The organism is Amycolatopsis ultiminotia, assembly GCF_039536925.1.
GTDB classification, from domain to species: Bacteria; Actinomycetota; Actinomycetes; order Mycobacteriales; family Pseudonocardiaceae; genus Amycolatopsis; species Amycolatopsis ultiminotia.
On the sequence record NZ_BAAAZN010000011.1, the window covers coordinates 55,408 to 80,224 of the forward strand.

Genomic DNA, 24,817 nt, shown 5'->3' on the forward strand with positions numbered 1-24,817 from the left:
GCCGGACACGGCGAGGGCCCCTGCGCCGGTGGCGAGGGGCCCCTGGGGTGCAGCGCTCAGAACTGCTGCGGTCCGCTGTGCTCCGGGCCGGCCATACCGGACACGACCTGGTATTCGATCGTGTTCTCGTTCACGCCGGGACCCTGCACCTCGTGCACGGTGATCGCGGCGGCGAGCAGCACCACCAGCCCGGCGATCGCGGCGATCCCCGGCCAGCGGCTCGGTGCCGCGGAGCCGGGGCCGTAGCCCGCGCCGGGGCGGGTCCGGCGCTCGCGGCGGCGCCGTTTCTTCAGCTCCTTCTTCGCGCCGAGCCATGCGTCGACCTCGGCGTGCTTGCGCCACTCCGGGTCGATCAGGTCCGGATGCGTCTCGATCGAGTAGTCGTCCGGATCCTCCGGCCGGGTCATCTCCTGCACCGCCTTTCCCCCTGAGTGAACCCGCCGGGGCGGGTTCGTAGACTTGTCCATTGTGACCGAGAACGCTCCGCAGCAGAAAACCGACCTTCCGGGTGCCTGGGACCCGGCCGCCGAAGAAGCCCCGATCTACGACCGCTGGGTAGCGGCCGGGTACTTCACGGCCGATGCCACGTCGGACAAGCCGCCGTTCTCGATCGTACTGCCGCCGCCCAACGTCACCGGCAGCCTGCACATGGGCCACGCGCTCAACCACACCCTGATGGATGCGATGAGCAGGCGCCGCCGGATGCAGGGCTACGAGGTGCTGTGGCTGCCCGGCATGGACCACGCGGGTATCGCGACCCAGAACGTGGTCGAACGGCAGCTGGCAGGCGAAGGGCTTTCGCGGCACGCTCTGGGCCGCGAGAAGTTCGTCGAGCGCGTCTGGGACTGGAAGGCCGAGTACGGCGGGAAGATCCTCGGCCAGATGAAGCGGCTCGGCGACGGCGTGGACTGGTCGCGCGAGCGGTTCACCATGGACGAGAACCTGTCCAAGGCCGTGCAGACGGTGTTCAAGAACTTCTACGACGCCGGGCTGATCTACCGCGCCGAGCGGATCATCAACTGGTGCCCGCGCTGCCAGACCGCACTGTCGGACATCGAGGTCGACCACAGTGACGACGAGGGCGAACTCGTGTCGATCCGCTACGGCGACGGCGCGGACGCGATCGTGGTGGCCACCACCCGCGCGGAGACCATGCTCGGCGACACCGCCGTGGCGGTGCACCCGGACGACGAGCGGTACGCGCACCTGGTCGACACGGTGGTCGAGCTGCCGCTGACCGGCCGGAAGATCCCGGTGGTCGCGGACAAGCACGTGGACCCGGAGTTCGGCACCGGCGCGGTGAAGGTGACCCCGGCGCACGACCCGAACGACTTCGAGATCGGCCGCCGCCACGACCTGCCGATGCCGGCGATCATGAACGAGCGTGCGGAGATCACCGCGCCCGGTCCGTTCGAGGGCCTCGACCGGTTCGAGGCGCGCCCCGCGGTGGTGGCCGCGCTGCGCGAGCAGGGCCGGATCGTCGCGGAGAAGCGCCCGTACCTGCACGCGGTGGGGCACTGTTCCCGCTGCGACACGGTGGTCGAGCCGCGGCTGTCGCTGCAGTGGTGGGTCAAGGTGGCCGAACTGGCCAAGGCCGCCGGCGACGCGGTGCGCGACGGCCGTACCGAGATCCATCCGGCGGAGCTGGAGAAGCGGTACTTCGACTGGGTCGACAACATGCACGACTGGACGATTTCGCGCCAGCTGTGGTGGGGGCACCGGATCCCGGTCTGGTACGGCCCGGACGGCGAGACCGTGTGCGTCGGCCCGGACGAACAGCCACCGTCCGGGCCGGGCTGGACGCAGGATCCGGACGTGCTCGACACGTGGTTCTCCTCGGGCCTGTGGCCGATGTCCACCCTCGGCTGGCCGGACGAGACGGCCGATCTGGCGAAGTTCTATCCGACCAGTGTGCTGTCCACCGGCTACGACATCCTGTTCTTCTGGGTCGTGCGGATGATGATGTTCGGCGTCCAGCAGATGGACGGCGCGCAGCCGTTCGACCACGTCTACCTGCACGGCCTCATCCGCGACGCGAACGGCAAGAAGATGTCGAAATCGCGCGGCAACGTGATCGATCCGCTGGAGTGGATGGACGCCTACGGTGCGGACGCCACCCGGTTCACCCTGGCCCGCGGCGCGAACCCGGGCACGGACATGGCGCTGGCCGACGAATGGGCGGCCGGGTCCCGCAACTTCTGCACGAAGCTGTGGAACGCCAGCCGGTTCGCGATGCTCAACGGTGCCGACGCGAGCGGCCCGCTGCCCCCGGCGGGCGAGCTGACCGAGGCGGATCGCTGGATCCTCGGCAGGCTGGCCGCACTGGTGTCCGAAGTGGACGATCTGTTCGAGGAGTTCCAGTTCGCCAAGGTTGCGAACGCGCTCTACCAGTTCACCTGGAACGAGCTGTGCGACTGGTACCTGGAGCTGGCGAAGGTGCAGCTCTACCAGGGCGACGAGGCCCGGGTGGCGGCCACCCGGCTGGTGCTGGGGCACGTGCTGGACACCGTGCTGCGGCTGTTGCACCCGTTCGTCCCGTTCGTCACGGAGAAGCTGTGGACCGCGCTGACCGGCGGTGCGTCGCTGGTGGTCGCGGCGTGGCCGAAGCCGGCCGCGGGATACGCCGACCCGGCCGCCGACGCGCACATCGCGGACGTGCAGAAGCTGATCACCGAGATCCGCCGGTTCCGCGCGGACCAGGGGCTCAAGCCGGCGCAGAAGGTCCTCGCGCGGCTTTCCGGCGACGGCGTTCCCGCCGGGCACGAGGACGCGATCCGTTCGCTGGTCCGGCTGACCCCGCCCGGCGACGGCTTCGGCGTGAGCGCGGCACTGGAGGTCGCGCTGGCCGGTGGCATGGTCATGGTGGAGCTGGACACCTCCGCCGCGATCGACGTGGCCGCCGAGCGCAAGCGCCTGCAGAAGGACCTCGGCGCGGCGCAGAAGGAACTGGCCCAGACCGAGGGCAAGCTCGGCAACGAGTCGTTCATCGCCAAGGCGCCCGCGCCGGTGATCGAGAAGATCAAGCTGCGCAGGGAGACCGCAGCCGCGGACATCACCCGCATCGAGGCGAGGCTCAGCCTGCTGCCGCAGCTTCCCTGAGGCGGCGCGATCGCCGGGAAGCCGCCGTCTTCCTTCGCGATGCCACGCGGTCTCGGGGCCGCGTGACATCGCGCGGTCCGGACGGCGGCGCAATCCCGCGTGGTGCGCGGGTGTCCGTTCAGTCGTTGTCCAGCTGTGCCCGGATCACCCCGGCGATACCGGTCATCCCGGCCGGCAGCGGATGGTACGAGGCCGCGCTCAGCAGCTTCGTGTCCTTGCCGTTGATCCACGCCGCACCGCCGCGGGCGCAGGCGTCGTGTCCCGCCGACGGCGTGTAGGTGTCCACATAGGACGCCTCGCCGTCGGCTGTCACGGCGTCCTCGATCGCCGCGTTGAGCGCTTCCTCGACGCCGGAGAGCCAGGCGTAGTCGCCGTCGGCGAACGGGAGGACGTCCGGGCAGTATCCGGACTCCGGGGCGATCCGCGGGTAGCCGATCGCGAGCACCTCGGCCTCCGGTGAACGGGCGTGGATGCCGGCCAGCACCTGCCGCACGTTCTCTCCGGTGCCCGGCAGCAGTGCCTTGACGGTGTCCACGCCGTCCACGGTGTACTGCTGCCGGCACGGACTGCCGGTGGGGTCGCTCGCCCGCAGCCCCGGACAGGTGCCGACGAGCGTGCCGAACACCCCGGAGTCGTTGCCGCCGATGCCGACGGTGACCAGGTCGGTGTCCGGGCGCAGCGCGGAGAACTGCGCCGGGTTCACGCCCAGCGGCACGGTCTGCGCCTGCGTCATGTCCGAGGTGTCCGCGCCGGAACAGCTGATGTCGGTGTAGCCGGCCAGGTGCAGGGACGCGGCCAGCAGCGCCGGGTAGTTCGCCGTCGATTTCGCGCAGCCCAGTGGATCGAGCCGCGGCAACGGGATGAGCGGCCCGGCCGTGTAGGAATCACCGAGCGCGACGTAGTGGCGGAAGCCGGTCTGCGCGGGGACAGCGGATGCCGCGGTCGCCGAAGCACCGAGCAATGCGAGCGTGGCCAGTGCGGCGAGCACGATCCGGATGATGCGCATGGCGTCCCCTTCTCCCCGGCCGAAAGCGCGACGATGTCCACTTTCGACCGGGGATCCGACCGTTGCCTGCCGCCGATCGGGTGGTCCGGACAGTGGTTCACCCGGCAACCGGGTGAACCACGGATTCCGTTCACTCCAACGGTTTCCGATAGCTCAGCAGGTATCGCCAGAACAGCAGCGGACGGACCTCGCTGCCGGGCAGCAGCCGCTGCGCGTCGCGCCGCACGTCCGCCAGCGTGGGGAACTCCAGCTGCACCGGGGCGGTGCGCACCGGGTCGGTCCCGCCGTTGAGCCGGTCCCCGGCGGCGACCACCAGCCGGGCCGCGGCATTCGTGACGACCGCGGCGAGTTCCCGCGCGAAATCGGCGGGCGTGCTGGACCGGGCGCAGCCCAGCACCGCCAGCACCCCGCCGGGAGCGAGCGCCCGGCGGAACCCGAGCACGGTGTCGAACGGCATGTGGTGCAGCGAGGCGAGGCACGAGATGAACGTGTATGCGCCGGCTTCCGGTGCTTCCGCGGTCACGTCGGCCTGCCGGTAGGAAACCCCGCCCGGACCGGGGGATCCGGCCGCGGCCGCTCGGGCCACCAGGTCCGCGGACGTGTCGATCCCTTCCACGGTCAGGCCCTTCGCGGCGAGCCGCCGGGCGAACCGGCCGTCCCCGCATCCGACGTCGAGCGCCCGTCCCGTCCCGCGCGGCACGAGCCGCAGCAGCCGCGGGTGGTAGTGGTGGTTGTGGTCGAACGGCATGCGCCCGACCCTGCCACGGCGGGCGCCTCCGGTGCGGAAGGTACGCTTCGGGTACCGGCCGGAGCAGGGCATATCGCCTGGTTGGCCGGGCAGGAGGCGCCCCTGTGCGAGCGCCGCAGCGACGTTGTCAAGGAGCGAATGCGTGCCGCGTGGTGAGGGCGGCGGTCCGGAGGGACCGTTCGATGCCGAGGAGTTCGCCGAGCCGGAGGGCCACCTGCGGCGGCGGCCCGATCTCGCGGATCCGGACAGCTTCGCCGGTGTCGACGAACTCGGCGGCCAGGGCGAGGCGGAAGAGGACGGCACCGAACCGGACCTGGACGCGCCCGACGCCGCCTACACCGTCGGCGGCGGTGCGCGCGGCGGGATCGGCGGCATCGGCCAGCTCGGGGACAACCTCGCGCTCGGCCCGGTGCCCGATCTGGTCCCGGACGAGAGCGCCGAACTGCACGAGCTCGACGACGAGGGCAGCACCGAGGAACCCGGCGACGAGAACGGCCCGCAGGCCCGCCGGGAGCTGATGGCGGTCGAAGCCGAGCTGAACCAGCGGTGGCCGGAGACCAGGATCGAGCCGTCGCTGGCCCGGATCCAGGCACTGGTGAGCCTGCTCGGCGAACCGCAGCACGGGTACCCGGTGCTGCACGTGGCCGGCACCAACGGCAAGGGCTCGGTCACCCGGATGATCGACTCGCTGCTGACCCGCATGGGCCTGCGCGTCGGCCGGTACACCAGCCCGCACCTGCAGCTCGTCACGGAGCGGATCGCGCTCGACGGGCAGCCGGTCTCGGCCGCCCGCTACGCCGGGCTGTTCGAAGACATCGCCCCCTACGTGGCGATGGTCGACGGGGCGAGCGAGGACGGCGTGCCGATGAGCAAGTTCGAGGTGCTGACCGGTATGGCGTTCGCGGCGTTCTCCGACGCGCCGGTGGAGGCCGCGGTGGTCGAAGCGGGCATGGGTGGCGCGTGGGACGCCACGAACGTCGCCGACGGTCAGGTCGCGGTGATCACCCCGATCGGACTGGACCACGCCGAATACCTCGGCCCCACCGCGGTGGACGCGGCAGGGGAGAAGGCCGGGATCATCAAGCCCGGTGCCGTCGCGGTGCTCGCCGAACAGGACACCGACGTGCTGAACGTGCTGCTCGAGCGGGCCGTCGAGGTGGACGCCGCGGTGGCCCGCGCGGGCAGTGAGTTCGGGGTGCTGGAGCGCGAGGTCGCGGTCGGCGGGCAGCTGCTCAAACTGCAGGGCCTCGGCGGGGTGTACGACGAGATCTTCCTGCCGCTGCACGGGGCGCACCAGGCGGCGAACGCGGCGCTCGCGCTCGCCGCCGTGGAGGCGTTCTTCGGCGCGGGCAAGGACAAGCAGCTCGTGCTCGAGGCGGTGCGGGAAGGGTTCGCCGAGGTGACCAATCCCGGGCGGCTGGAGCGCGTGCGGGCCGCCCCGGCGGTGCTGGTGGACGCCGCGCACAACCCGATGGGCGCCCGCGCGCTGGCCACCACCGTCGTCGACGAGTTCGCCTTCCGCCGGCTGGTCGCGGTGGTCGGGGTGATGACCGACAAGGACGCGCGGGGCATCCTGGAGGCGCTGGAGCCGGTGGTCTCGGACGTCGTGGTCACCCGCAACTCCTCGGCGCGGTCGATGCCGGTCGAGGAGCTGGTCGAGCTGGCGTCCGCGGTCTTCGGCGAGGAACGCGTGCTGGCCGACCAGGATCTCGGCACCGCGATCGAGACCGCGATCGGCCTCGTGGAGCAGTCCGACGATCCGGAGGAACCGCTGTCCGGCGGCGGGGTACTGGTCACCGGCTCGGTGGTCACCGCGGGCGAGGCACGCACGTTGTTCGGGAAGGAGCCGGCATGAGCGAGAACGGCACTTCGGAGCCGGCCGCCGCGGTGCGGCCGGCGAAGGACCCGATGAAGGGATTCCGCGGAGTCCTCTCCGGGACGTTGATCATGGAGGCCATCACGGTCGCGCTGGCACTGCCGGTGGTGGCGAAGCTCGGCGGCGGCGTCACGAGCTTCACCGGCTGGACGGTGATCGCGATCGCGGTGGCGCTGATCGTGCTCTGCGGCATGCTCAAGCACCGGTGGGCGGTGCCGGTGGTGCTGGTGCTGCAGCTCGCGCTGATCGCGATGGCCTTCGTGCTGCCCGCGATCGCCATCCTCGGGGTGCTGTTCCTGGCCGCGTTCGTCTGGTTCCTGTGGATGCGCCGCGAGGTCGCGCGCCGGATGGCCGCGGGCACGCTGGCCAGCCAGCAGCCCCAGCCCTGAGCCACCCCGGCCGGGGGACTCAGGCGGTCGGTTTCGCCGGTGCCGGTCCGATCCGCCAGTGCCGCCCCCGCCGTCGTGTTCGCCAGTGCCGTCCGCGCCAGAGGCGTTCCGGACCACGAGCGGCAGCGAGGAACGGGTGGTGTGCGGCGAACTCGTCGGCGGTGATGCCCATCAGCACCGGATACCGGATGTGCCCGCGCCGCAGTTCGGTGTCGCGTGGCCGGCCTTCTTCCCGGAAGCCGAGTTCGCCGTGCAGCGACAGTGAGGCGAAATTGCCGCCGTTGATGCTGACCTCGCACTTGCGGTAGTGCCGCTGTTCGAACAGGAACCTGAGCAGCACGGCCACGGCGTCCGCGGCGTAACCGCAGCGGCGGTGCTGTGCCCCGATCCCGATGCCGTAGCTGAACCAGCCGGAAGACGGGTCGGTCCGGATCCAGATCGAGCCGACCAGTGTCCGGTTGTGCAGTGTCTCGATCGCGAAGTGGCAGTCGTCGCCGGAATCGGCCGTTCCCCGTCGATGCGTTGCCCAGTGCCGGTACCCGTCGACCTGCGGGTCGCGGGAGCGGTCGAACCCGGCCAGGGTGCGCCGGTCGGCGGGGCGGACCTCGCGCAACCGGACCTTCCAGCCGGTCCGGCCGGCCTCCTCGGCCGGAACACGGTCCTCCGCCGGGGCCGGGCCGGACGCATGCGTGATCATCGGCAGTGATGGTACCGGGGGCCGCGCCGTCTGCACCGGGCTGTCGCCGGTGCCCTCCGGCGGCGCGGGCCGGCGGTCCTGGGAGCGGCAGGACCAGGCAGTTCGCCTGTCTGCTGCCTACCCTGGGGCCATGTCCGACGACTCGAACGCCCTCGGCGAGTACCTGCGGGCCCGTCGCGAACTCGTCCCGCCCGACAGCGCCGGTCTGCCGCGGCTGGGGACGCGCCGCACGCCCGGTCTGCGCCGGGAGGAGGTCGCGATGCTGGCAGGCATCAGCGCGGACTACTACCTGCGTCTCGAACAGGGCCGGGATCGCAATCCGTCGGTGCAGGTGCTGGAATCGCTCGCCAGGGTGTTCGGACTGGACGAGACCGGTACCGCGCACCTGCTCGGACTGGCCGTGGAGAGAAACCGCCGCGCCCGGCGCCGCCCGCGCAGGGAGACCGTGCCCACCGGGATCGGCAAGCTGCTCGGCTCGGCCGGGTTGCCCGCGTTCGTGGAAGGCCGCTACTTCGACGTGCTGGCCGCCAATCCGCTGGCGGCCGCGATTTCGCCCCGGCTCGCGGCAGGCCGGAACCGGCTGCGGGACGTCTTCCTCGACCGGGGCGAGCAGGCGCTCTTCCCGGACTGGGACGGCGCCACCGCCGCACTGGTCGCCGGTTTCCGGCAGTCCGCGGGCACGGACACCGGCGATCCCCGGTTCATCGAGCTGGTCGGCGAGCTGTCACTGGCCAGCGACCGGTTCCGCCGGTTGTGGGCCCGCCACGACGTGAAGCTGCGCGAGGGTGCGGTGGTCCGGTTCGACCATCCCCAGGTCGGCGAGTTCCGGCTGAACCGCGAGAAGCTGGCCATCGGCGGCACCACCGGGATGCTGCTGGTGATGTACCACGCCGACCGGGGCAGCACGGATGCGGACAAGCTCGCCCTGCTCGCCGCCACCGTTGCGGAGACCCCGGCGCCGGCCGAGCGGGCCGCTGCACCCGAATAGCCCACGGGCGGCGCGAGCCGCCGGTACGATCCGGCCGACATCGCAAAGGAGCTGGCCATGAGAATCGCTCGTAAGGTCGTCGCCCCGGTCGTGCTGGCCGGTGTCGTCGCCGGTGGGTTGCTCGCCACCACCGCCGAAGCCAGTGCGGCCACCCAGATCCATGGGGTCTGGAGCACCAAGAAGGCGTGCGAGAACGCCCAGTGGAAGAGCTTGCAGAAGCACCCCGGCTGGTGGTTCAGCGGATGCTACTGGGACAACCCCAACGGGATGGTCGGGTACTGGTACACCTCGAAATCCTGACTTCCCCGGTACCCGGCCACGGCGAGCTCGTGACCGGGTACCAAGGGCATCGCCCGGACGGCATCGCCCGGACGGCATCGCCCGGACGGCATCGCCCGGACGGCATCGCCCGGACGGCATCGCCCGGACGGCATCGCCCCGGTGCGGATGAGCGGCCCGCCCGGCTGATCTTCGGCGTGTGGACACCCGGCTGTGGCCGGGTGCTGCGGCCGCGTCCGGAGAATGCCCGTTCACCGGACGGTCAGCCGGAGTTGGCCGGGCCGCCGTTGCGGCGGGATAGAACCACCGCCATGACCGAACTGACCCCCTCCCGCCGCTCCGTGCTCAAAGCCGGTCTCGCCGCGCCGGTATTGGCCACCGGCGCCGGACTGCTGCTGCCGGGCACTGTCACCGCGGCCCCGCTGGTGCGCCGCGACCGTCCGGTGCTCACCCACGGCGTCGCATCCGGCGATGTCACCACCGGATCCGGCATCGTGTGGTCGCGGGCCGACCGCCCGTCCCGGCTCGTGGTCGAGATCGCGCGCGACCCGTCGTTCCGGCTCGCCCGCCGGGTGCCCGGCCCGGTCGTCACGCCGGACACCGGCGGCACCGGCAAGGTGCGGGTGGCCGGACTGCTGCCGGGCACCGAGTACCACTACCGCGTGAGCGCGGTGGACCTCGACGGCCGCGCGACGAGCGAGCCGGTGGCGGGCCGGTTCGCCACCGCGCCGCTGGGCCGCACCGACACGCGGATCCTGTGGAGCGGCGACGTCGTGGGCCAGAACTACGGCATCAACCCCGCGCTCGGCGGCATGACCGTGTTCTCCGCGATGGCCGACCGCCGGCCGGACCTGTTCCTGCACAGCGGTGACACCGTCTACGCCGACAGCCCGCTCACCGAGACCGTCACCCTGCCCGGCGGGGGCGGCACGTGGCACAACGTCGTCACACCGGAAAAGGCAAAGGTCGCCGAAACCCTCGACGAATTCCGCGGCCAGCACGCCTACAACCGCCTCGACGAGAACTTCCTCCGGTTCGCCGCCGAGATTCCCGCCTACGTGCAGTGGGATGACCACGAGGTCACCAACAACTGGTACCCCGGCGAAATCCTCAACGACCGTCCGGAATACACCGAGAAGCGGGTCGACGTGCTCGCCCCGCGCGCGTTCCAGGCGTTCCACGAATGGCATCCGATCGATCGGCGCACGGCCGTGGACGGCAGGGTGTACCGCAATTTCCGCTACGGCAGCCGGATCGAGGTGTTCGTGCTCGACATGCGGACCTACCGCGACGCGAACACCGCGGACCAGACGCAGCCCGGCTACATCCTCGGCGACAAGCAGGCCCGCTGGCTCGCCGATGCGCTGCGGCGCAGCACCGCGACATGGAAGATCGTGCAGGCGGACATGCCGATCGGGCTGGTGGTCCCGGACGGCACCGCGATCGAGGCGGTGGCCAACGGCCTGCCGGGCGCGCCGGGCGGCCGCGAGACGGAGCTGGCCTGGGTCCTGCGGGAGATCTCGCGCCATCGGGTGCGCAACGTCGTATGGCTGACCGCGGACGTGCACTACACCGCCGCGCACCACTACTCGCCGGACCGCGCCGCAGCCGGTGATTTCGATCCGTTCTGGGAGTTCGTGTCCGGTCCGCTCAACGCGGGTGCCTTCGGCCCCAACGAGCTGGATCCCACCTTCGGCCCGGAGGCGGTGTTCGTGCACGCGCCGGAAACGCAGAATTCCTCGCCGGCACAGGGATTCCAGCACTTCGGCGAGCTGAACGTGGACGGCGCGAGCGGTGCGCTGACCGTCGATCTGCGGGACGCGAGCGGGGCGTCGCTGTGGTCGACGACCCTGCACCCGCAGGGTCGCTGAGCACGCCGGGACGGACGTTGCCGGCACGTCGGCTAGGCTCGCGCCGAATAACACGTATTCACACAAGGAGAAACACCGTCGTGACTGAACGCACGCTGGTCCTGGTCAAGCCCGATGGCGTCGCGCGCGGCCTCGTCGGCGAGGTCGTCTCGCGGATCGAGCGCAAGGGCCTGAAGCTGGCCGCGCTGGAGCTGCGCACCGTCGAGCGCTCGCTCGCCGAGGAGCACTACGCCGAGCACAAGGAACGGCCGTTCTTCGGTGATCTGCTGGAGTTCATCACCTCCGGCTCGGTGGTCGCGATCGCGGTCGAGGGTCCCCGCGCGATCGCGGCGTTCCGTCAGCTGGCCGGCGGCACCGATCCGGTCGAGAAGGCCACGCCGGGCACCCTGCGCGGCGACTACGGCCTGGAGACGCAGTACAACCTGGTGCACGGTTCGGACTCGCCGGAGTCGGCCGAGCGCGAACTGAAGCTCTGGTTCCCGGACCTGTGATCCGGCGCGGGTGCCGGGGACCACGTTCCCGGCACCCGCAGCCCGGCCGGCGGGCGCTGCTTGCCGGGCACGACCGGCCGGCCCGCCTCGCCGGGGACAGTGCTCCGTCGCCGTCGACCCGCTAGCCTCGGTGCGTGCCTACGCTTCCGCTTCCCGCGCTCGACTACCTGCCGCACCTTCGTGCGCTGACCGAGGCATTCGCCGGGGAAGTGCGGGCGGGCAGCCTCGACGCCGCGGTGCCGGTCTGTGGTGACTGGACCCGGCGTGACCTCGTCGGGCACCTCGGGAATGTGCACAGGTGGGCCGCGCACGTCGTGGCGACCGGGCAGCGGCAGCAGCTCGACGACGCGGTGGGCGCGGATCTGGCCGAGTGGTACGCGGACAGCGCGGCAGTGCTGCTCGACGCGCTCGCCGAGGTGAACCCCGGGGACAGCTGCTGGCATTTCGGCGGCACCGCGAAGACGAAGGCGTTCTGGTTCCGCCGCCAGGTGCACGAGACCGCCGTGCACCTGATCGACGCGCTCGCGGCCCGTGGCGAAGAGCCCCGGCTCGAGCCACTGGTCGCCGCGGACGGCGTCGACGAGGTGCTCGCCGGCTTCCTGCCGCGGGTGACCCGGTTCGGCGCCGTTCCACCGTTGCCGGTGCCGATCGGGTTCCGCGCCACCGACCTCGGGCATTCGTGGACGCTCGTGCCCGGCGAACCGCCCGCGCTCGGCGAGGCGGAACCCGCGGCGACGGTCGAGGCGCAGGCCCAGGACCTTCTCACGCTGCTGTGGAAGCGGAGCGATCTCTCGGCGGCCGGCCTGCGGATCACCGGCGACGAGGCGGTCGTTCGCGCCTTCCTCACGGCGCAGCTCACTCCCTGATCGTCCCTGCGCCATTCAGGCGGCGTTCACCGTCGCGCCTTCCGGCGGCCGCGCCGGTGGACTTACCTGGGCGGAGCTGCTTCCTCGATCCTGGGGTGCCTTGTGAAGAAGTCACGCTTTGTGCTGCTCAGCGTCCTGCTCACGCTGAGCCTCGCCACGCCGGCCTTCGCCGACCCGCTCGCCGCGCCGCTCGGTGCACCGCCGGTCGAAGGTGCACCCATGGCGTCCTCGGCTCGCGAAGCGCCGGTGACTGCGGCCCCTCCGTCCGCCGACGACGGTCTGCTGACCGACAGCGCGACCACGGAAGTCGCGCCTGGTCTGGACCTGACACAGTTCGACCGTTACGACCCGAAGGGCTGGATCCGCGGCGATACCTTGAGCGTCGACCTCACCAGCAAGGTGCTGAAGCCGACGTACCTCAGCCCTGGCACGGTGTCCGCGCGGACTCCGCTGTCGCAGCAGGTCGCGCGCACAGGTGCGGTCGCGGGCGTGAACGGCGACTTCTTCGACATCAGCGCGACCGGCGCCCCGATCGGCGTCGGCGTCGACGGGGGCCGGCTGCAGACTGCGCCGGCGACCGGGCACAACGTCACCGCGGCGATCACCGACGAGGGCCGGGCGAAACTCGCCGACATCTTCCTCGAAGCGTCGGTGACGATGCCGGACGGCCACGCCATGCCGGCGACCAACTTCAACAGTCCGGTGCTCGACAAGGACGCGCTGGGCGTCTACACGCCGCTGTGGGGTGCTTCGCCGCGCGCGACCTCGGTTGCCGGGGCGCAACGGGTCCGCGAGGCCGAAATCCGCAACGGCGTGGTCACGCAAGTGCGGCCGCAGCCCGTGGAAGGACCGATCCCGGCCGGAGCCCTGCTGTTGCTCGGCCGTGAGGCCGGAGCCGATGCGCTCGCGACGTTGCACGTCGGCGACCGGGTCGGCGTCTCATACGCGCCGCGCTCGGACGCGGGCAAGATCGCCGTCGCGGTGGGCGGCAACGAGGCGCTGCTGAAGGACGGGCAGCTGCAGCCGGTCGACGACACCACGCTCGCACCACGCACCGCGGTCGGGTTTTCCGCCGACGGCAAGCGGATGTGGCTCGTCACCGTCGACGGCAGGCAGGCCGACAGCCGGGGCCTGACCGAGCTGGAACTGGCGCGGCAACTGAAGAACCTCGGTGCCGACGACGCGATCAACCTCGACGGTGGTGGTTCCTCGACACTGCTCGCCCGTGGCGAGGGCGAGGCCGCGCCAAGCGTGCGCAACGCACCTTCGGATGGCGAGGAACGCTTGGTGCCCAACGGAATCGGGGTATCGACCGTGCCCGGCAGCGGACAGCTCACCGGGTTCACTCCGGCACCCGCGCAGCGCAGCGACCACGCCGACCGGGTGCTGTCCGGCCTGACCAGGGTGCTCGTACCGAACGGCCACGACGAGACCGGCGCAGCAGTGTCCGCGGATCCGCGCTGGTCCACTTCGAACCCGGTGCGGGGCACGGTGACCGGGAACGTCTTCACCGCGCACGAGGATCACGGGCGACCGGACGCACGGACGGATGTGGACGTGACCGCGCGGCGAGGCCCGGCGAGCGGACGTACGAAGCTGACCGTGCTGGGCAAGCCGGTCAGCCTCGGGACGAGCAGTGAGCAGGTCGCGTTGTCCGGCGCCGGCGCGCGCGGGACGTTCCAGGTCTACGGCTACGACGCCGACGGTTACGGCACCTGGATCGAGCCTTCGGACGTGAAGCTGGAGTACGACCCCGCCGTGGTGAAGGTCGTGCCTTCCGGCGACGGCTTCGCGGTCAGCGCGGTGGGTTCCTCCGGTGCCACCGCGATCACCGTGCACGCTGCCGGACTGACCGAGCATCTCGGTGCCTCGGTGGGGGCCGTGCCGCAGGTGGCGTCGCCTTTGGACGGTCCGGACGGCTGGTCGGCCTCGGTGTACCCGGCCGCGGTGGGTGGCGCCCTTTCCCCCGCCGAGGGACACGACAGCGGCCGCGGCCTCGCGCTGGACTACCGGCTTACCGGGACCAGTGCAACGCGCGCGGCGTATGTGAATGCGGCGAATCCGATTCCGGTTCCGGCCGGTACACAGAAGATCGGCCTGTGGGTCAACGGTGACGGAAAAGGGGCCTGGCTGCGTGCGGAACTGCGCGACGCTGCCGATGTGGCGTCCATTGTGGACCTGTCACTGAACGTGGACTGGACGGGCTGGCGGTACGTCAGCGCGGCCGTCCCCGCCGGGCTGCCGGACGGCCAGCGGCTGACCCGCTTCTACGCGGTCGAGAACGTGCCGGACCAGCAGTACGAAGGCAGGCTCGGTTTCGACGACCTCACCTTCGAGGTCGCGCCCACTGCAGAGGTTCCGGCGGATCCGGTCCACCACGACCCGGCGCTGGTCACCGACGGCACGCTCGGCAGCGGCGCACTGCGGGTCGCGGTGATCAGCGATGCCCAGTTCACCGCGGACCAGCCGGACGGCCCGCTGGTCGCGCAGGCACGCCGGGCGATGCGGGAGGCGGTCGCGGCGAAACCGGACGTCGTGCTGATCAACGGCGATCTGGTGGACCGCGGGACGGAGCCGGACTTCGCGTTGGCGCGCAAGGTGATCGGCGAAGAGCTGGACGGCAGGGTGCCCTGGTACTACGTGCCCGGCAACCACGAAGCCGGGGGTGGTGCGGGACTGGCCGCGTTCCAGGCGGTGTTCGGCGCGACCCACCGGGTGGCCGACGTGCACGGCATCCGGCTCGTGCTGCTCGACTCGTCCCGCGGCTCGCTGCGCGCGGGCGGATTCGACCAGGTGCGGATGCTGCACGACGCACTCGACGGCGCGGCAGGTGATCCCTCGGTGCGCGGGGTGGTCGTCGCCATGCACCATCCGGTGCGCGATCCGAGCCCGACCGGGAACTCCCAGCTGAGCGACCGGAAAGAGGCGACGTTGCTGCAGAGCTGGCTCACCGGATTCGAGGAGCGGTCCGGCAAACCGGCCGCCTCGATCGCCTCGCACGCCGGCGCGTTCGCCCTCTCCCGCACCGACGGCGTGCCGTACCTGGTGAACGGCAACTCCGGCAAGACCCCGGCCGCAGCACCCGGTGAAGGCGGTTTCGTGGGCTGGACGCTCGCGCGCGTCGACCCGTCCGACCGAGCCCAGCCGGTGCGCTTCGAAACCCGGCCGAACGTGGACGCGTTGACACTGACCGGCCCCGGACCGCTGACCAGCGGGGCGACCGGCAAGGTCACCGCGACCGTGACACAGGGCGCCCGTACGGTCCCGGTGGCCTACCCGGTGAGCGCCGACTGGAGCGGCCGCGGTGTGCACATCGGCTCGTGGCCGCCCGCACCGTGGGACGTGGTTTCCCTCGATCCGGTGAACGGTTCGGTGCGCGCCCTGCACCCCGGGACGGCGGAGATCTCGGTGACGGTGAACGGGATTTCCCGCACGGTGGCGGTCACCGTGCGGTGACTGCGCGGCGCAACCGGTGCGTCCGGTCGGATTTCCTTGCCCGGCAAGCGATTCGATCGCGCTGCCGGGAGCACCGGTGGCGGTTCCGCGACCGTCTCCGGCGCAAACCGGTCGAAAACTGTCGGTGCCTCGTCCTAAGGTCGTCGGCGTGCAGGAAATGGCGGAGGCGGCGCTGGTCGAGGCCAAGGCGCTGGTGAAACGGTTCGGTGATTTCGAGGCGGTGCGCGGCATCGACGTCGAGGTGCGCCAGGGTGAGGCGTTCGGCTTCCTGGGGCCCAACGGCGCCGGCAAGTCGTCGACGATGCGGATGATCGCGTGCGTGTCCCCGCGCAGCGAGGGCGGCCTGCGGGTACTCGGCATGGATCCGGACACCGACGGACCGAAGATCCGCGCCCGGCTCGGCGTGGTGCCGCAGGAGGACAACCTCGACGTCGAGCTCACCGTGCGGCAGAACCTGCAGGTCTACGGCCGGTACTTCGGGCTGTCGCGGGCGCATGTCCGGCGCCGGGCCGCGGAGCTGCTCGAGTTCGCGCAGCTCACCGACCGTGCGGAGAAGACCGTCGATTCGCTCTCCGGCGGGATGAAACGGCGGCTCACCATCGCCAGGTCGCTGGTCAACGATCCGGAGCTGCTGCTGCTCGACGAGCCGACCACCGGCCTCGACCCGCAGGCCCGGCACCTGCTGTGGGACCGGCTGTTCCGGCTCAAGGCGGCAGGCACCACGCTGATCGTCACCACCCACTACATGGACGAGGCGGAGCAGCTCTGCGACCGGCTCGTGGTCATGGACGGCGGGCGGATCGCCGCCGAAGGTTCGCCTGCCGAGCTGATCGCGCGGTATTCCACCAGGGAGGTCGTGGAGCTGCGGTTCGCGCCGGGGGAGCAGGAGCAGGCCGCGGAGCGGGTGGCCGGACTGGCCGAGCGCGTCGAGGTGCTGCCGGACCGGGTGCTGCTCTACACCATGGCGGGGGAGGCCACCCTGGAGCGCGCGCACGAACGCGGCCTGCGTCCGCGGTCCACCCTGGTGCGCCGCAGTTCGCTCGAGGACGTGTTCCTGCGGCTGACCGGCCGGAGGCTGGTGGACTGATGGCGATTCCCTCCACCGGCCGCGTGGTCGGCCCGCTGCACGGCGCGTGGCTGCGCGTCGAGGGGCACTGGACCTGGTATCGGCGGCATTGGCTCAGCACCCTGTACTCCACCGGACTGCAGCCGGTGCTGTTCCTGGCCGCGATGGGGCTCGGTTTCGGCTCGCAGGTCCAAGCCGGGCCTGCGACCGGCGGTGTGCGGTACCTGATCTACGTGGCGCCGGCGCTGCTGGTGGCAGGCGCCACGCAGCAGGCGGTCGGCGAGTCCAGCTACCCGGTGCTGTCCGGGTTCAAATGGCAGAAGGACTATCTCGCGGTCACCGCCACGCCGGTGTCGCCGGGCCAGGTTCTCGGCGGGCACCTGATCTGGACCACGCTGAGGCTCCTCCTCTCCGGCACCGTCTACGCGCTCGTCGCGCTGTGCTTCGGCGCGTGGGCCAATGCCGGTGCGCTGGTGGTCGTCCTCGTCGGTGCGCTGACCGGGCTCGCCTGCGCCGCCCCGTTCACCGCGCTGGCCGCGCGCACGTTCGACGAGGGGCAGCGATTCGGGTTGCTGTTCCGGTTCGTGCTGATTCCGATGACGTTGTTCTCCGGCACGTTCTTCCCGATCACCCAGATCCCGTTGTTGCTGCGGTGGCTCGCATGGCTGTCGCCGCTGTGGCACGGCACCGAACTGGCCCGCGCGGTCACCCTCGGCGGACCCGGCGCGCTCGCTGTGCTCGGGCACGTTGCGTACCTCGTCGCCCTCGTGCTGGGCGGCTGGGCGATCGCGCACCGCGCCTTCCGGCGAAGGCTGGCGGCGTGACGACCGCGCGGCCGTGGCCGGTACTGCGGATCCTGCCGGTCGGCCGGTATCGCGGGCGGTCGGGTGCGCTGATCGAGCGGTCGCTCATCGTCTACGGCCGTTCGTGGATCGTGCTGGTGTCGGGTGCGCTCGAACCGCTGCTGTACCTGCTCGCGTTCCAGGTCGGGTTCGGCAAGCTGGTCACCACAGTGGCAGGGCCGGACGGCAGGCCGATGAGCTACGTCGCCTTCGTTGCCCCCGCGCTGCTGGCGTCCTCGGCGATGAACGGCGCGGTGTTCGAGACCTACAACATGTTCTTCAAGCTGCGTTACGCGAAGCACTACGACGCCGTGCTCGCCACCCCGGTCGGTCCGCTGGACGTGGCACTCGGCGAGATCGGCTGGGCCGTGCTGCGCGGCGGCCTGTACACGATCGCGTTCATGCTCGTCACGGCGGCGATGGGGCTGCTCACGTCGTGGTCGGCGCTGCTGTTGCTGCCGGTCGCGCTGCTGGTGTCGTTCGCGTTCTCGGCCATCAGCATGACCTTGGTGAGCTTCCTGACGTCCACGTCGCAACTGGACTACATCCAGCTCGTGCTGATGCCGATGTTCCTGTTCTCCACCACGTTCTTCCCGATCACGGTGTACCCCGAGGCGGTGCAGTGGGTGGTCCGCTGTTTCCCGCTGTACCACGGCATCGAGCTGATGCGCGGGCTCGCGGGCGGCTTCTTCTCGTGGGGCATGGCCGGAAACCTCGGCTATCTGGTGGTGCTCGCGGCGGTCGGGGTGTGGGGCGCCACCAGGAGGATCGCGAAACTGCTGCTGCACTGACTGTGCGGAAGGCTCGGTTGCCGGTGAGGACAGCGGTGCTCAGCATGATCGCGGCCGAGCCGGAGCATCCCGGCCCGGCCCGGCTCAGCGTGCGCGGGTGGGCAGGCCGGTGCCGGGGAGCGCCACCGCGGAGCGGGCGTCCACGAGACCGTGCCCGTAGAAGCCGTTGAAGTCGTCGTAGCCGTCGCAGTAGGCGTCCTGTGTGCCGTCGCCGGTGAGGTCGTAGTCGTCCGGGCAGGGGATCGGCGTGGCGTGGGTTTCGAGGGCCTGCCGCAGTTCTGCCGCCGAGTAGCCCGGATGCGCCGACTTGAGCAACGCGAGTACCCCGGCCACGTGCGGTGTGGCCATCGACGTGCCGCACAGCGGCGCGTACCCACCCGGCACGGTCGACACGACGCAGTGGTTCTTCTCACCGCCCGGTGCGGTCACATCGACCACGCCGAGGCCGTAGGAGCTGTATCCGGCCTTCACCCGGTCGGCCCCCACCGCGGACACGGCCACCACGTCCCGCAACCCGGCCGGCAGTGCTTCGCACTTCCCTGCGCCGGACGTCGGAGAGCCCGAACCCGGCGACGGGGTGAGGTCCACCGCCTCGTTCGTCGCGGCCGCGACGTTCACGGTGCCCTGTCTGGTCGCGTACTCCACCGCGCGGGCCAGTACTTCGTGCACGACGCCCCGGTCGTTGCCGCGCACACAGGACAGTGACCACGGGTTGACGAACCAGCTGCTGTTGGTGATCGGCAGGTGCCGTTCGGCCGCCCACATCAGTCCGCAGACCGCGGCCTCCGGATCGGCATCACCACGGTCGTCGATCACCTTCACCGAAGCGATCCGGACTCCCGGTGCCACCCCGGTGATGCCCTTGCCGTCGTCGGCCGCGGCGACGAGGCCTGCCACATGCGTGCCGTGCGCCGACGTCGTCGGCTGCCAGGCGGCCGGGCTCGGGTCGGGAATCCCGGTCAGGCAACCGGCCGAATCGGCCGCGTCGAAGGCCGCCGCGAGATCGGGGTGGTCCGGGTCGACACCGGAATCGAGCACGCCGACCACCACATCGCGGCTGCCGCCGGTGATCCGGTGCGCGGCGGGGGCGTCGATCATCCGCATGTCCCACTGCTGTCCGGACAGATCCGCGGTGGGCACCCCGGAGGGGTCGCCGGGCCGCAGCCGGGTGCGGGCGGGCTGGCCGGCGCCACCGCCGGCGCGGTGCGCGGCCAGCCGGGTGGTCTGTGCGCCGAACGCCCGGTCCGGGCCCATCCGCTCGGCGAACGCCGGATCGGGGGAGGTGACGATGGCCACTGCGATCTGCGGGTAGTAGCCGGAGAGCGTGCCACAGGCCGTGCCCACCTGATCGCGGGCGGCAGGCTCGGTGGTGCCCTGGTCGAAGGCGACGACGTAACGCCGAGCCGGTCCCGCGGACCCGCAGCCGTGCGGATCCGCGGCGGCCGGTCCGGCCGCGAGGAATCCGGAGAGCGCGACAATGGCGCACACGGCCGCACGGAGCGGCCGCGCCAGCAGGGACACCGGACCTCCCACCGCACGCCGGCCAGGCTCGGGCGCCACGCGCGCGCCCGTGGCGAACGCTAGCCACCCGGGCGCGGCGGGACAAGCGCGGCCTGGTGAAGTTCGCCCGGGTGCATGAGCGCGGCACGCCCGGATGCCTGCGCGGGGGCACCGACTACCCCGGGTGCACCCCCCGGTGTGGGATACTTGCGTCGGCCGCTGCGCCGACGGGCATCCCGCTCGCGTCGTGAGCGGCCCGGAGGAGTGCCGGACCGGCACCCCGCGCCGTCGCCCCCGGGAGGCCGGGCCAAAGGTCGACGTCGTGGCGGCTGGCCCGGGACCGGCACCTCGCCGAGCAGACCAGGACGTGCGCGGCCGCCGATCCGGTGGAGCGTGCGGTAGCCAGCAGAATTCCCGCCGCTGGTCACCACGGCGGGCACGGAACGGAAAGGGCCCCTGTGCGGCCGCGTCGTGACCGGTGTGAACCGGCGGACGCGCCCGGGGGCGGAGGAGAAACATGTCGAACGCGGACACACCCGCCGAACAGACCGGCGGGAATACCGCCGCATCCACGACCAGCAGCCTGGGCGAGCTCCCGCCGCGCATCCGCGTGCACGCGCTGGCCAAGCTGCTCGGGCAGAGCAGCCGCGACCTGCTCGCCCAGCTCGCCGAACTGGGCGAGAGCCCGCGCAGCGCGGCCTCGAGCGTGACCCGCGAGGTCGCGCACCGGGTCGCCGAGGCACTGCAACCGGCCGCCGGGCAGACCCCGGAGCAGCCCACCCCCGCCGCGGACGAAGCCACCGCCCCCGGCACCCGGACCAGCACCCCGGCCACCGGAACGGACGCCGCCGCCGGATCGGACGCTCCCGCGGAAGGCCCGGGTGCCGGAACGGGCTCCGCCGACGGACCGGCGGCCCCGGCTGCCGCAGCAGACACCGCCGCGGAAGGCCCGGATGCGGCCGAACCGGCTCCCGGCCGGGCCACCTCCGGTGAGTCCGCGGCCGAGCCCGGCACCGGCCGGTCCGGCGCCTCCCGCCGGACCGCGACCGGCCGCGGCAGGGCAGCAGGCAAATCCGCGGCCACTGCGCGGGGCGCCGTAGGTCAGGACGTCGCGGACCGGGCAGTCGCAGGCGGGTCCGCCGCGGACCAGGGCACGGCAGATCAGGGCACTGCAGATCAGGCCGCCGCCACCGTGGCAGAGCAGGGCAGCGCGAGCGGTGAGCCCGGCGAGGACAGCCGGTCTGCTGCTGCGGTGAAGGACGCCGACGAGGGCAAGCGAAGCGGTTCCCGCCGTGGCCGCCGGGCCGTGGCCCCGGCTATTCCGGCCGGCCAGCAAGAAGTCGAGCAGGCCACGCCGGCTCGCGGGCCGGTGCACGTGCCGGTGTTCGCCGCACCGTCGCCGGTCTTCCTGCCGCCGGAACCGCCCGCCGCGAAACCGGCGCGTACCCGGCCGGAGTCGCAGGTCGGCACCGGCGAGGAGGCGCCCGCGCAGCGCGAGGCGACCGAGGACACCGACGCCGAGGACACCGCGGGCGAACCGCGCGACGACCGTCTGGACGAGGACGGCGAAGACGCGAACGGCCGTCGCCGCCGTCGTCGCGGCCGCCGGGGCCGGGGTCGCGGCAAGGGCGGCGACGAGGGTCTGTCCGACAACCAGGCCGACGAGGCCGACGAGACCGCCGCCGAGCAGGGCGGCCGGGACCAGTCCGGGAAGGACCAGTCCGGGAAGGACCAGGGCGGCAAGGACCAGCCGGGCAAGGACAAGGGCGGCAGGGACAAGAGCGACAAGAGCGGCAAGCGCGAGGACAAGACCGAGCAGCCCGCCGAGCCCGCCGCCGAAGGCGAGTCCGGTGACGACGCGGACTCCGACGGTGGCAGCAAGCGCCGCCGTCGCCGCCGCCGTCGCAAGGGCGGCGACGACGACGCGCCCGAGGCCACCGTCGGCGACGACCCGCCCAACACCGTCACGCACGTCCGCCAGACCAAGTCCGAACCGGACCGTCCGGCGCGCGACGAGGTGCGCAGTGTCCGCGGCTCCACCCGGCTGGAGGCCAAGCGCCAGCGCCGCCGGGACGGCCGCGAGGCAGGCCGCCGCCGTGCGCCGATCCTGTCCGAGGCCGAGTTCCTGGCCCGTCGCGAATCCGTCGAGCGCGCCATGGTCGTCGCCGAGAAGGGCGACGCGACGCAGATCGGCGTGCTCGAGGACGGGGTGCTGGTCGAGCACTTCGTCACGCAGGCGGGCACCGGTTCGATCGTCGGCAACGTCTATCTCGGCCGGGTCCAGAACGTGCTGCCGAGCATGGAGGCCGCGTTCATCGACATCGGCAGGGGCCGCAACGCCGTGCTGTACGCCGGCGAGGTCGACTGGGACGCGGCAGGCCTGGAGGGCAAGGCCCGCAAGATCGAGCAGGCGCTGTCCTCCGGCGACAGCGTGCTGGTGCAGGTCACCAAGGATCCGGTCGGGCACAAGGGTGCCCGGCTGACCACGCAGATCTCGCTGCCCGGCCGCTTCCTCGTCTACGTGCCCGCGGGCGGGGCCACCGGCATCTCCCGCAAGCTGCCGGAGAACGAGCGCCGCCGGCTCAAGGACATCCTCAAGCGGATCGTCCCCGAGGACGCGGGCGTGATCATCCGCACCGCCTCCGAGGGCATCAGCGAAGAGGAACTCGACCGCGACGTGCGCAGGCTCAAGGCGCAGTGGGACGTGATCAAGGAGAAGGCGGCCACCAGCAAGTCCGGCAAGAAGGGCAACGCGCCGGTCATGCTCTACGAGGAGCCGGACCTGCTGGTGAAGGTCGTGCGCGACCTGTTCACCGAGGACTTCGCGAAGCTCGAGGTGCAGGGCGGCAAGGCGTGGGACACCATCCACGGCTACGTCCAGCACGTCGCACCGGATCTGACCGACCGGCTCAAGCGCTACACCGGCAACGGCGACGCGTTCGCCGACCACCGGATCGACGAGCAGATCACCAAGGCGCTCGACCGCAAGGTCTGGCTGCCCTCCGGCGGTTACCTGGTCATCGACCGCACCGAGGCGATGACCGTGATCGACGTGAACACCGGCAAGTTCACCGGCTCCGGCGGCAACCTCGAGGAGACGGTGACCCGCAACAACCTGGAGTCGGCGGAGGAGATCGTCCGCCAGCTGCGGCTGCGGGACATCGGCGGCATCATCGTGATCGACTTCATCGACATGGTGCTCGAGTCCAACCGGGACCTGGTGCTGCGCAGGCTCACCGAATGCCTCGGCAGGGACCGCACACGCCACCAGGTCGCCGAGGTGACGTCGCTGGGCCTGGTGCAGATGACCCGCAAGAAGATCGGCACCGGCCTGCTGGAGGCGTTCTCCACGCCGTGTGAGCACTGCAAGGGCCGCGGCGTGCTGGTCTCGACCGAAGTGCAGCGTGGCAACGGCGGCGGCAGTGGCGGTGGCGGTGGCGGTGGCAACCAGCACAACGGCCACAATCACGGTGCGGACACCAAGTCCTCGCGCCGCTCCCGCCGGGGCAAGGGCGAGGACCAGCAGAACGAGCCGCAGGCCAAGCCCGAGCAGGTGGCGCCGGCGCCCACGCCGGAACAGCGGGAGTCCGTGGTCTCCGCGGTGCAGGCGATGGCCAACGCCTCGAAGGCCGCGTCGTCCCGTGGCGAGCACGAGCAGTCCGCCGCGGACGAGCCGGCCAGGGAGCTCGCGGGTGCGCCGGTGACCACCCCGGCCGACGAGGTGCAGGTGCGTCCGGAACAGCCTGCTTCCCGGCCGGCCAGGGAGGTGGCGGGCGAGCCGGTGACCACGCCCGCCGACGAGGTGCAGGTGCGTCAGGCCGAGCCCGCCGTCGAGCCGCCGTCGCCGGAACCGGAGCCGGCCGAGACCCCGGCCACCGACCGCGGTGCCCCGGCCGACGAGGCCGGAGAACCCGAGGTCAGCGTGCCCGCCCCGGCGGAACGCAGTGCCCGGCGCCGGCCGCGCCGGGCGGCTTCACGGCCGGCCGGTCCGCCGGTGCACGCGTCGGACCAGAGCTGAATCAGCACCAGGGGGACCCGGGTGCAACCGCACCCGGGACCTCCCGTAACCTGTACTACGGCTCACCGCCAGAGTGAGCCGTTGCGCGAGCACCTGGACCGCCCCCGGGCGGGCCGGCCGCGCAAGCCCCTTAACCCATTGTCGAGTAATGCAGGAGACTTCCGTGTCGGCGTACGCGATCGTCAAGACCGGCGGCAAGCAGTACAAGGTGGCCGTCGGCGACGTCGTCGAGGTCGAGAAGCTCGAGGGCGAGCCGGGCACCGAGCACACCTTCCCCGCCGTGCTGTTCGTGGACGGGGGCCAGGTCACCACGGACTCCGATGCGCTGGCGAAGGTCTCGGTCACCGGCAAGGTCGTCGAGCAGACCAAGGGCCCGAAGATCCGGATCCACAAGTTCAAGAACAAGACCGGCTACCACAAGCGCCAGGGTCACCGGCAGAAGCTGACCCGCGTCGAGGTCACCGGCATCTCCCAGTAAGACTTTCCGGATCTTCGCGAACTGCGCAAGAAAGGGCTGAGCAATGGCTCACAAGAAGGGTGCGTCCAGCTCCCGCAACGGTCGTGACTCGAACGCGCAGCGCCTCGGCGTGAAGCGCTTCGGTGGCCAGCAGGTCAACGCGGGCGAGATTCTCATCCGCCAGCGCGGCACCAAGTTCCACCCCGGCGTGAACGTCGGCCGTGGTGGCGACGACACGCTGTTCGCGCTGTCCGCCGGTGCGGTCCAGTTCGGCGAGAAGCGTGGCCGCAAGACGGTCAACATCCTGCCGGTCGACGCCTGAGAACCCGGGCTCGACGCGTAGTACCTCCTGACGAGGGGTGGGGCCGGAGCATCCG

20 protein-coding genes are annotated in these 24,817 nt (G+C 71.7%); 15 read left to right on the top strand and 5 right to left on the bottom strand.

Annotated elements, in window-relative coordinates; all coding sequences use genetic code 11:
* Nucleotides 1-56: 56 nt before the first annotated feature.
* A complete protein-coding gene (locus ABD793_RS24290) occupies nucleotides 57-407 on the bottom strand; it encodes a hypothetical protein (RefSeq protein WP_344863817.1) in 351 nt (116 codons plus the stop codon).
* 61 nt (nucleotides 408-468) lie between these two features.
* Here ABD793_RS24290 and ABD793_RS24295 point away from each other — a divergent pair, with 61 nt between their 5' ends.
* Nucleotides 469-3,099, top strand: a complete 2,631-nt coding sequence (locus ABD793_RS24295) for a valine--tRNA ligase (RefSeq protein ID WP_344863819.1) — start codon at nucleotides 469-471, stop codon at nucleotides 3,097-3,099.
* A 118-nt stretch (nucleotides 3,100-3,217) separates the two neighbouring features.
* On the opposite strand, the gene ABD793_RS24300 is transcribed toward ABD793_RS24295, so the two are convergent.
* The gene (locus ABD793_RS24300) at nucleotides 3,218-4,105 is read right to left on the bottom strand and encodes an SGNH/GDSL hydrolase family protein (protein WP_344863821.1); all 888 of its coding nucleotides are present in this window, start codon (nucleotides 4,103-4,105) and stop codon (nucleotides 3,218-3,220) included.
* A gap of 130 nt (nucleotides 4,106-4,235) precedes the next feature.
* A complete protein-coding gene (locus tag ABD793_RS24305; protein ID WP_344863823.1) occupies nucleotides 4,236-4,853 on the bottom strand; it encodes a class I SAM-dependent methyltransferase in 618 nt (205 codons plus the stop codon).
* A gap of 142 nt (nucleotides 4,854-4,995) precedes the next feature.
* Between ABD793_RS24305 and folC the strand changes: the two genes are divergently transcribed.
* Both folC and ABD793_RS24315 read left to right on the top strand, forming a co-directional pair.
* Nucleotides 4,996-6,708: a bifunctional tetrahydrofolate synthase/dihydrofolate synthase gene (gene folC / locus ABD793_RS24310; RefSeq protein ID WP_425548751.1), complete on the top strand. Its 1,713-nt coding sequence runs from the start codon at nucleotides 4,996-4,998 to the stop codon at nucleotides 6,706-6,708.
* Nucleotides 6,705-7,118 (top strand): DUF4233 domain-containing protein, encoded by a 414-nt coding sequence (locus ABD793_RS24315; protein WP_344863825.1) that lies wholly within the window; start codon nucleotides 6,705-6,707, stop codon nucleotides 7,116-7,118. Before folC ends, ABD793_RS24315 begins: the two co-directional genes overlap by 4 nt.
* A gap of 19 nt (nucleotides 7,119-7,137) precedes the next feature.
* On the opposite strand, the gene ABD793_RS24320 is transcribed toward ABD793_RS24315, so the two are convergent.
* Entirely contained in the window at nucleotides 7,138-7,815 is a 678-nt protein-coding gene (locus ABD793_RS24320; RefSeq protein ID WP_425548752.1) for a GNAT family N-acetyltransferase, read from the bottom strand.
* A gap of 130 nt (nucleotides 7,816-7,945) precedes the next feature.
* Between ABD793_RS24320 and ABD793_RS24325 the strand changes: the two genes are divergently transcribed.
* The 9 genes from ABD793_RS24325 (at nucleotide 7,946) to ABD793_RS24365 (ending at nucleotide 18,465) form a co-directional block, all read left to right on the top strand.
* The gene (locus tag ABD793_RS24325) at nucleotides 7,946-8,803 is read left to right on the top strand and encodes a helix-turn-helix domain-containing protein (protein ID WP_344863827.1); all 858 of its coding nucleotides are present in this window, start codon (nucleotides 7,946-7,948) and stop codon (nucleotides 8,801-8,803) included.
* A gap of 57 nt (nucleotides 8,804-8,860) precedes the next feature.
* Nucleotides 8,861-9,103 (top strand): hypothetical protein, encoded by a 243-nt coding sequence (locus ABD793_RS24330; protein ID WP_344863829.1) that lies wholly within the window; start codon nucleotides 8,861-8,863, stop codon nucleotides 9,101-9,103.
* A gap of 290 nt (nucleotides 9,104-9,393) precedes the next feature.
* A complete protein-coding gene (locus ABD793_RS24335; protein WP_344863831.1) occupies nucleotides 9,394-10,953 on the top strand; it encodes an alkaline phosphatase D family protein in 1,560 nt (519 codons plus the stop codon).
* Between the two features lie 80 nt (nucleotides 10,954-11,033).
* Nucleotides 11,034-11,444 carry a nucleoside-diphosphate kinase gene (gene ndk, locus ABD793_RS24340; protein WP_344863833.1) on the top strand — a complete coding sequence of 137 codons (411 nt, stop codon included), beginning with the start codon at nucleotides 11,034-11,036 and terminating at the stop codon, nucleotides 11,442-11,444.
* Between the two features lie 134 nt (nucleotides 11,445-11,578).
* On the top strand, nucleotides 11,579-12,310 hold the full coding sequence (locus ABD793_RS24345; RefSeq protein ID WP_344863835.1) for a maleylpyruvate isomerase family mycothiol-dependent enzyme: 732 nt from the start codon (nucleotides 11,579-11,581) through the stop codon (nucleotides 12,308-12,310).
* A gap of 102 nt (nucleotides 12,311-12,412) precedes the next feature.
* On the top strand, nucleotides 12,413-15,766 hold the full coding sequence (locus tag ABD793_RS24350; protein ID WP_425548753.1) for a phosphodiester glycosidase family protein: 3,354 nt from the start codon (nucleotides 12,413-12,415) through the stop codon (nucleotides 15,764-15,766).
* A gap of 157 nt (nucleotides 15,767-15,923) precedes the next feature.
* The gene (locus ABD793_RS24355; protein WP_344864249.1) at nucleotides 15,924-16,853 is read left to right on the top strand and encodes an ABC transporter ATP-binding protein; all 930 of its coding nucleotides are present in this window, start codon (nucleotides 15,924-15,926) and stop codon (nucleotides 16,851-16,853) included.
* Nucleotides 16,853-17,656 carry an ABC transporter permease gene (locus ABD793_RS24360; RefSeq protein ID WP_344863837.1) on the top strand — a complete coding sequence of 268 codons (804 nt, stop codon included), beginning with the start codon at nucleotides 16,853-16,855 and terminating at the stop codon, nucleotides 17,654-17,656. The genes ABD793_RS24355 and ABD793_RS24360 overlap by 1 nt, the downstream gene beginning before the upstream one ends.
* Nucleotides 17,653-18,465 carry an ABC transporter permease gene (locus ABD793_RS24365; protein ID WP_344863839.1) on the top strand — a complete coding sequence of 271 codons (813 nt, stop codon included), beginning with the start codon at nucleotides 17,653-17,655 and terminating at the stop codon, nucleotides 18,463-18,465. The genes ABD793_RS24360 and ABD793_RS24365 overlap by 4 nt, the downstream gene beginning before the upstream one ends.
* 84 nt (nucleotides 18,466-18,549) lie before the next feature.
* Here the strand turns inward: ABD793_RS24365 and ABD793_RS24370 are convergent, their stop codons facing one another.
* Nucleotides 18,550-19,986: a S8 family peptidase gene (locus ABD793_RS24370; RefSeq protein ID WP_344863841.1), complete on the bottom strand. Its 1,437-nt coding sequence runs from the start codon at nucleotides 19,984-19,986 to the stop codon at nucleotides 18,550-18,552.
* 496 nt (nucleotides 19,987-20,482) lie between these two features.
* Between ABD793_RS24370 and ABD793_RS24375 the strand changes: the two genes are divergently transcribed.
* From ABD793_RS24375 to rpmA, 3 genes are all read left to right on the top strand, one after another.
* Entirely contained in the window at nucleotides 20,483-23,983 is a 3,501-nt protein-coding gene (locus ABD793_RS24375; RefSeq protein WP_344863843.1) for a translation initiation factor IF-2 N-terminal domain-containing protein, read from the top strand.
* Nucleotides 23,984-24,146: 163 nt separating this feature from the next.
* Nucleotides 24,147-24,461 carry a 50S ribosomal protein L21 gene (rplU, locus tag ABD793_RS24380; protein WP_344864251.1) on the top strand — a complete coding sequence of 105 codons (315 nt, stop codon included), beginning with the start codon at nucleotides 24,147-24,149 and terminating at the stop codon, nucleotides 24,459-24,461.
* Between the two features lie 43 nt (nucleotides 24,462-24,504).
* Entirely contained in the window at nucleotides 24,505-24,762 is a 258-nt protein-coding gene (gene rpmA / locus ABD793_RS24385; protein WP_344863845.1) for a 50S ribosomal protein L27, read from the top strand.
* Nucleotides 24,763-24,817: the final 55 nt, after the last annotated feature.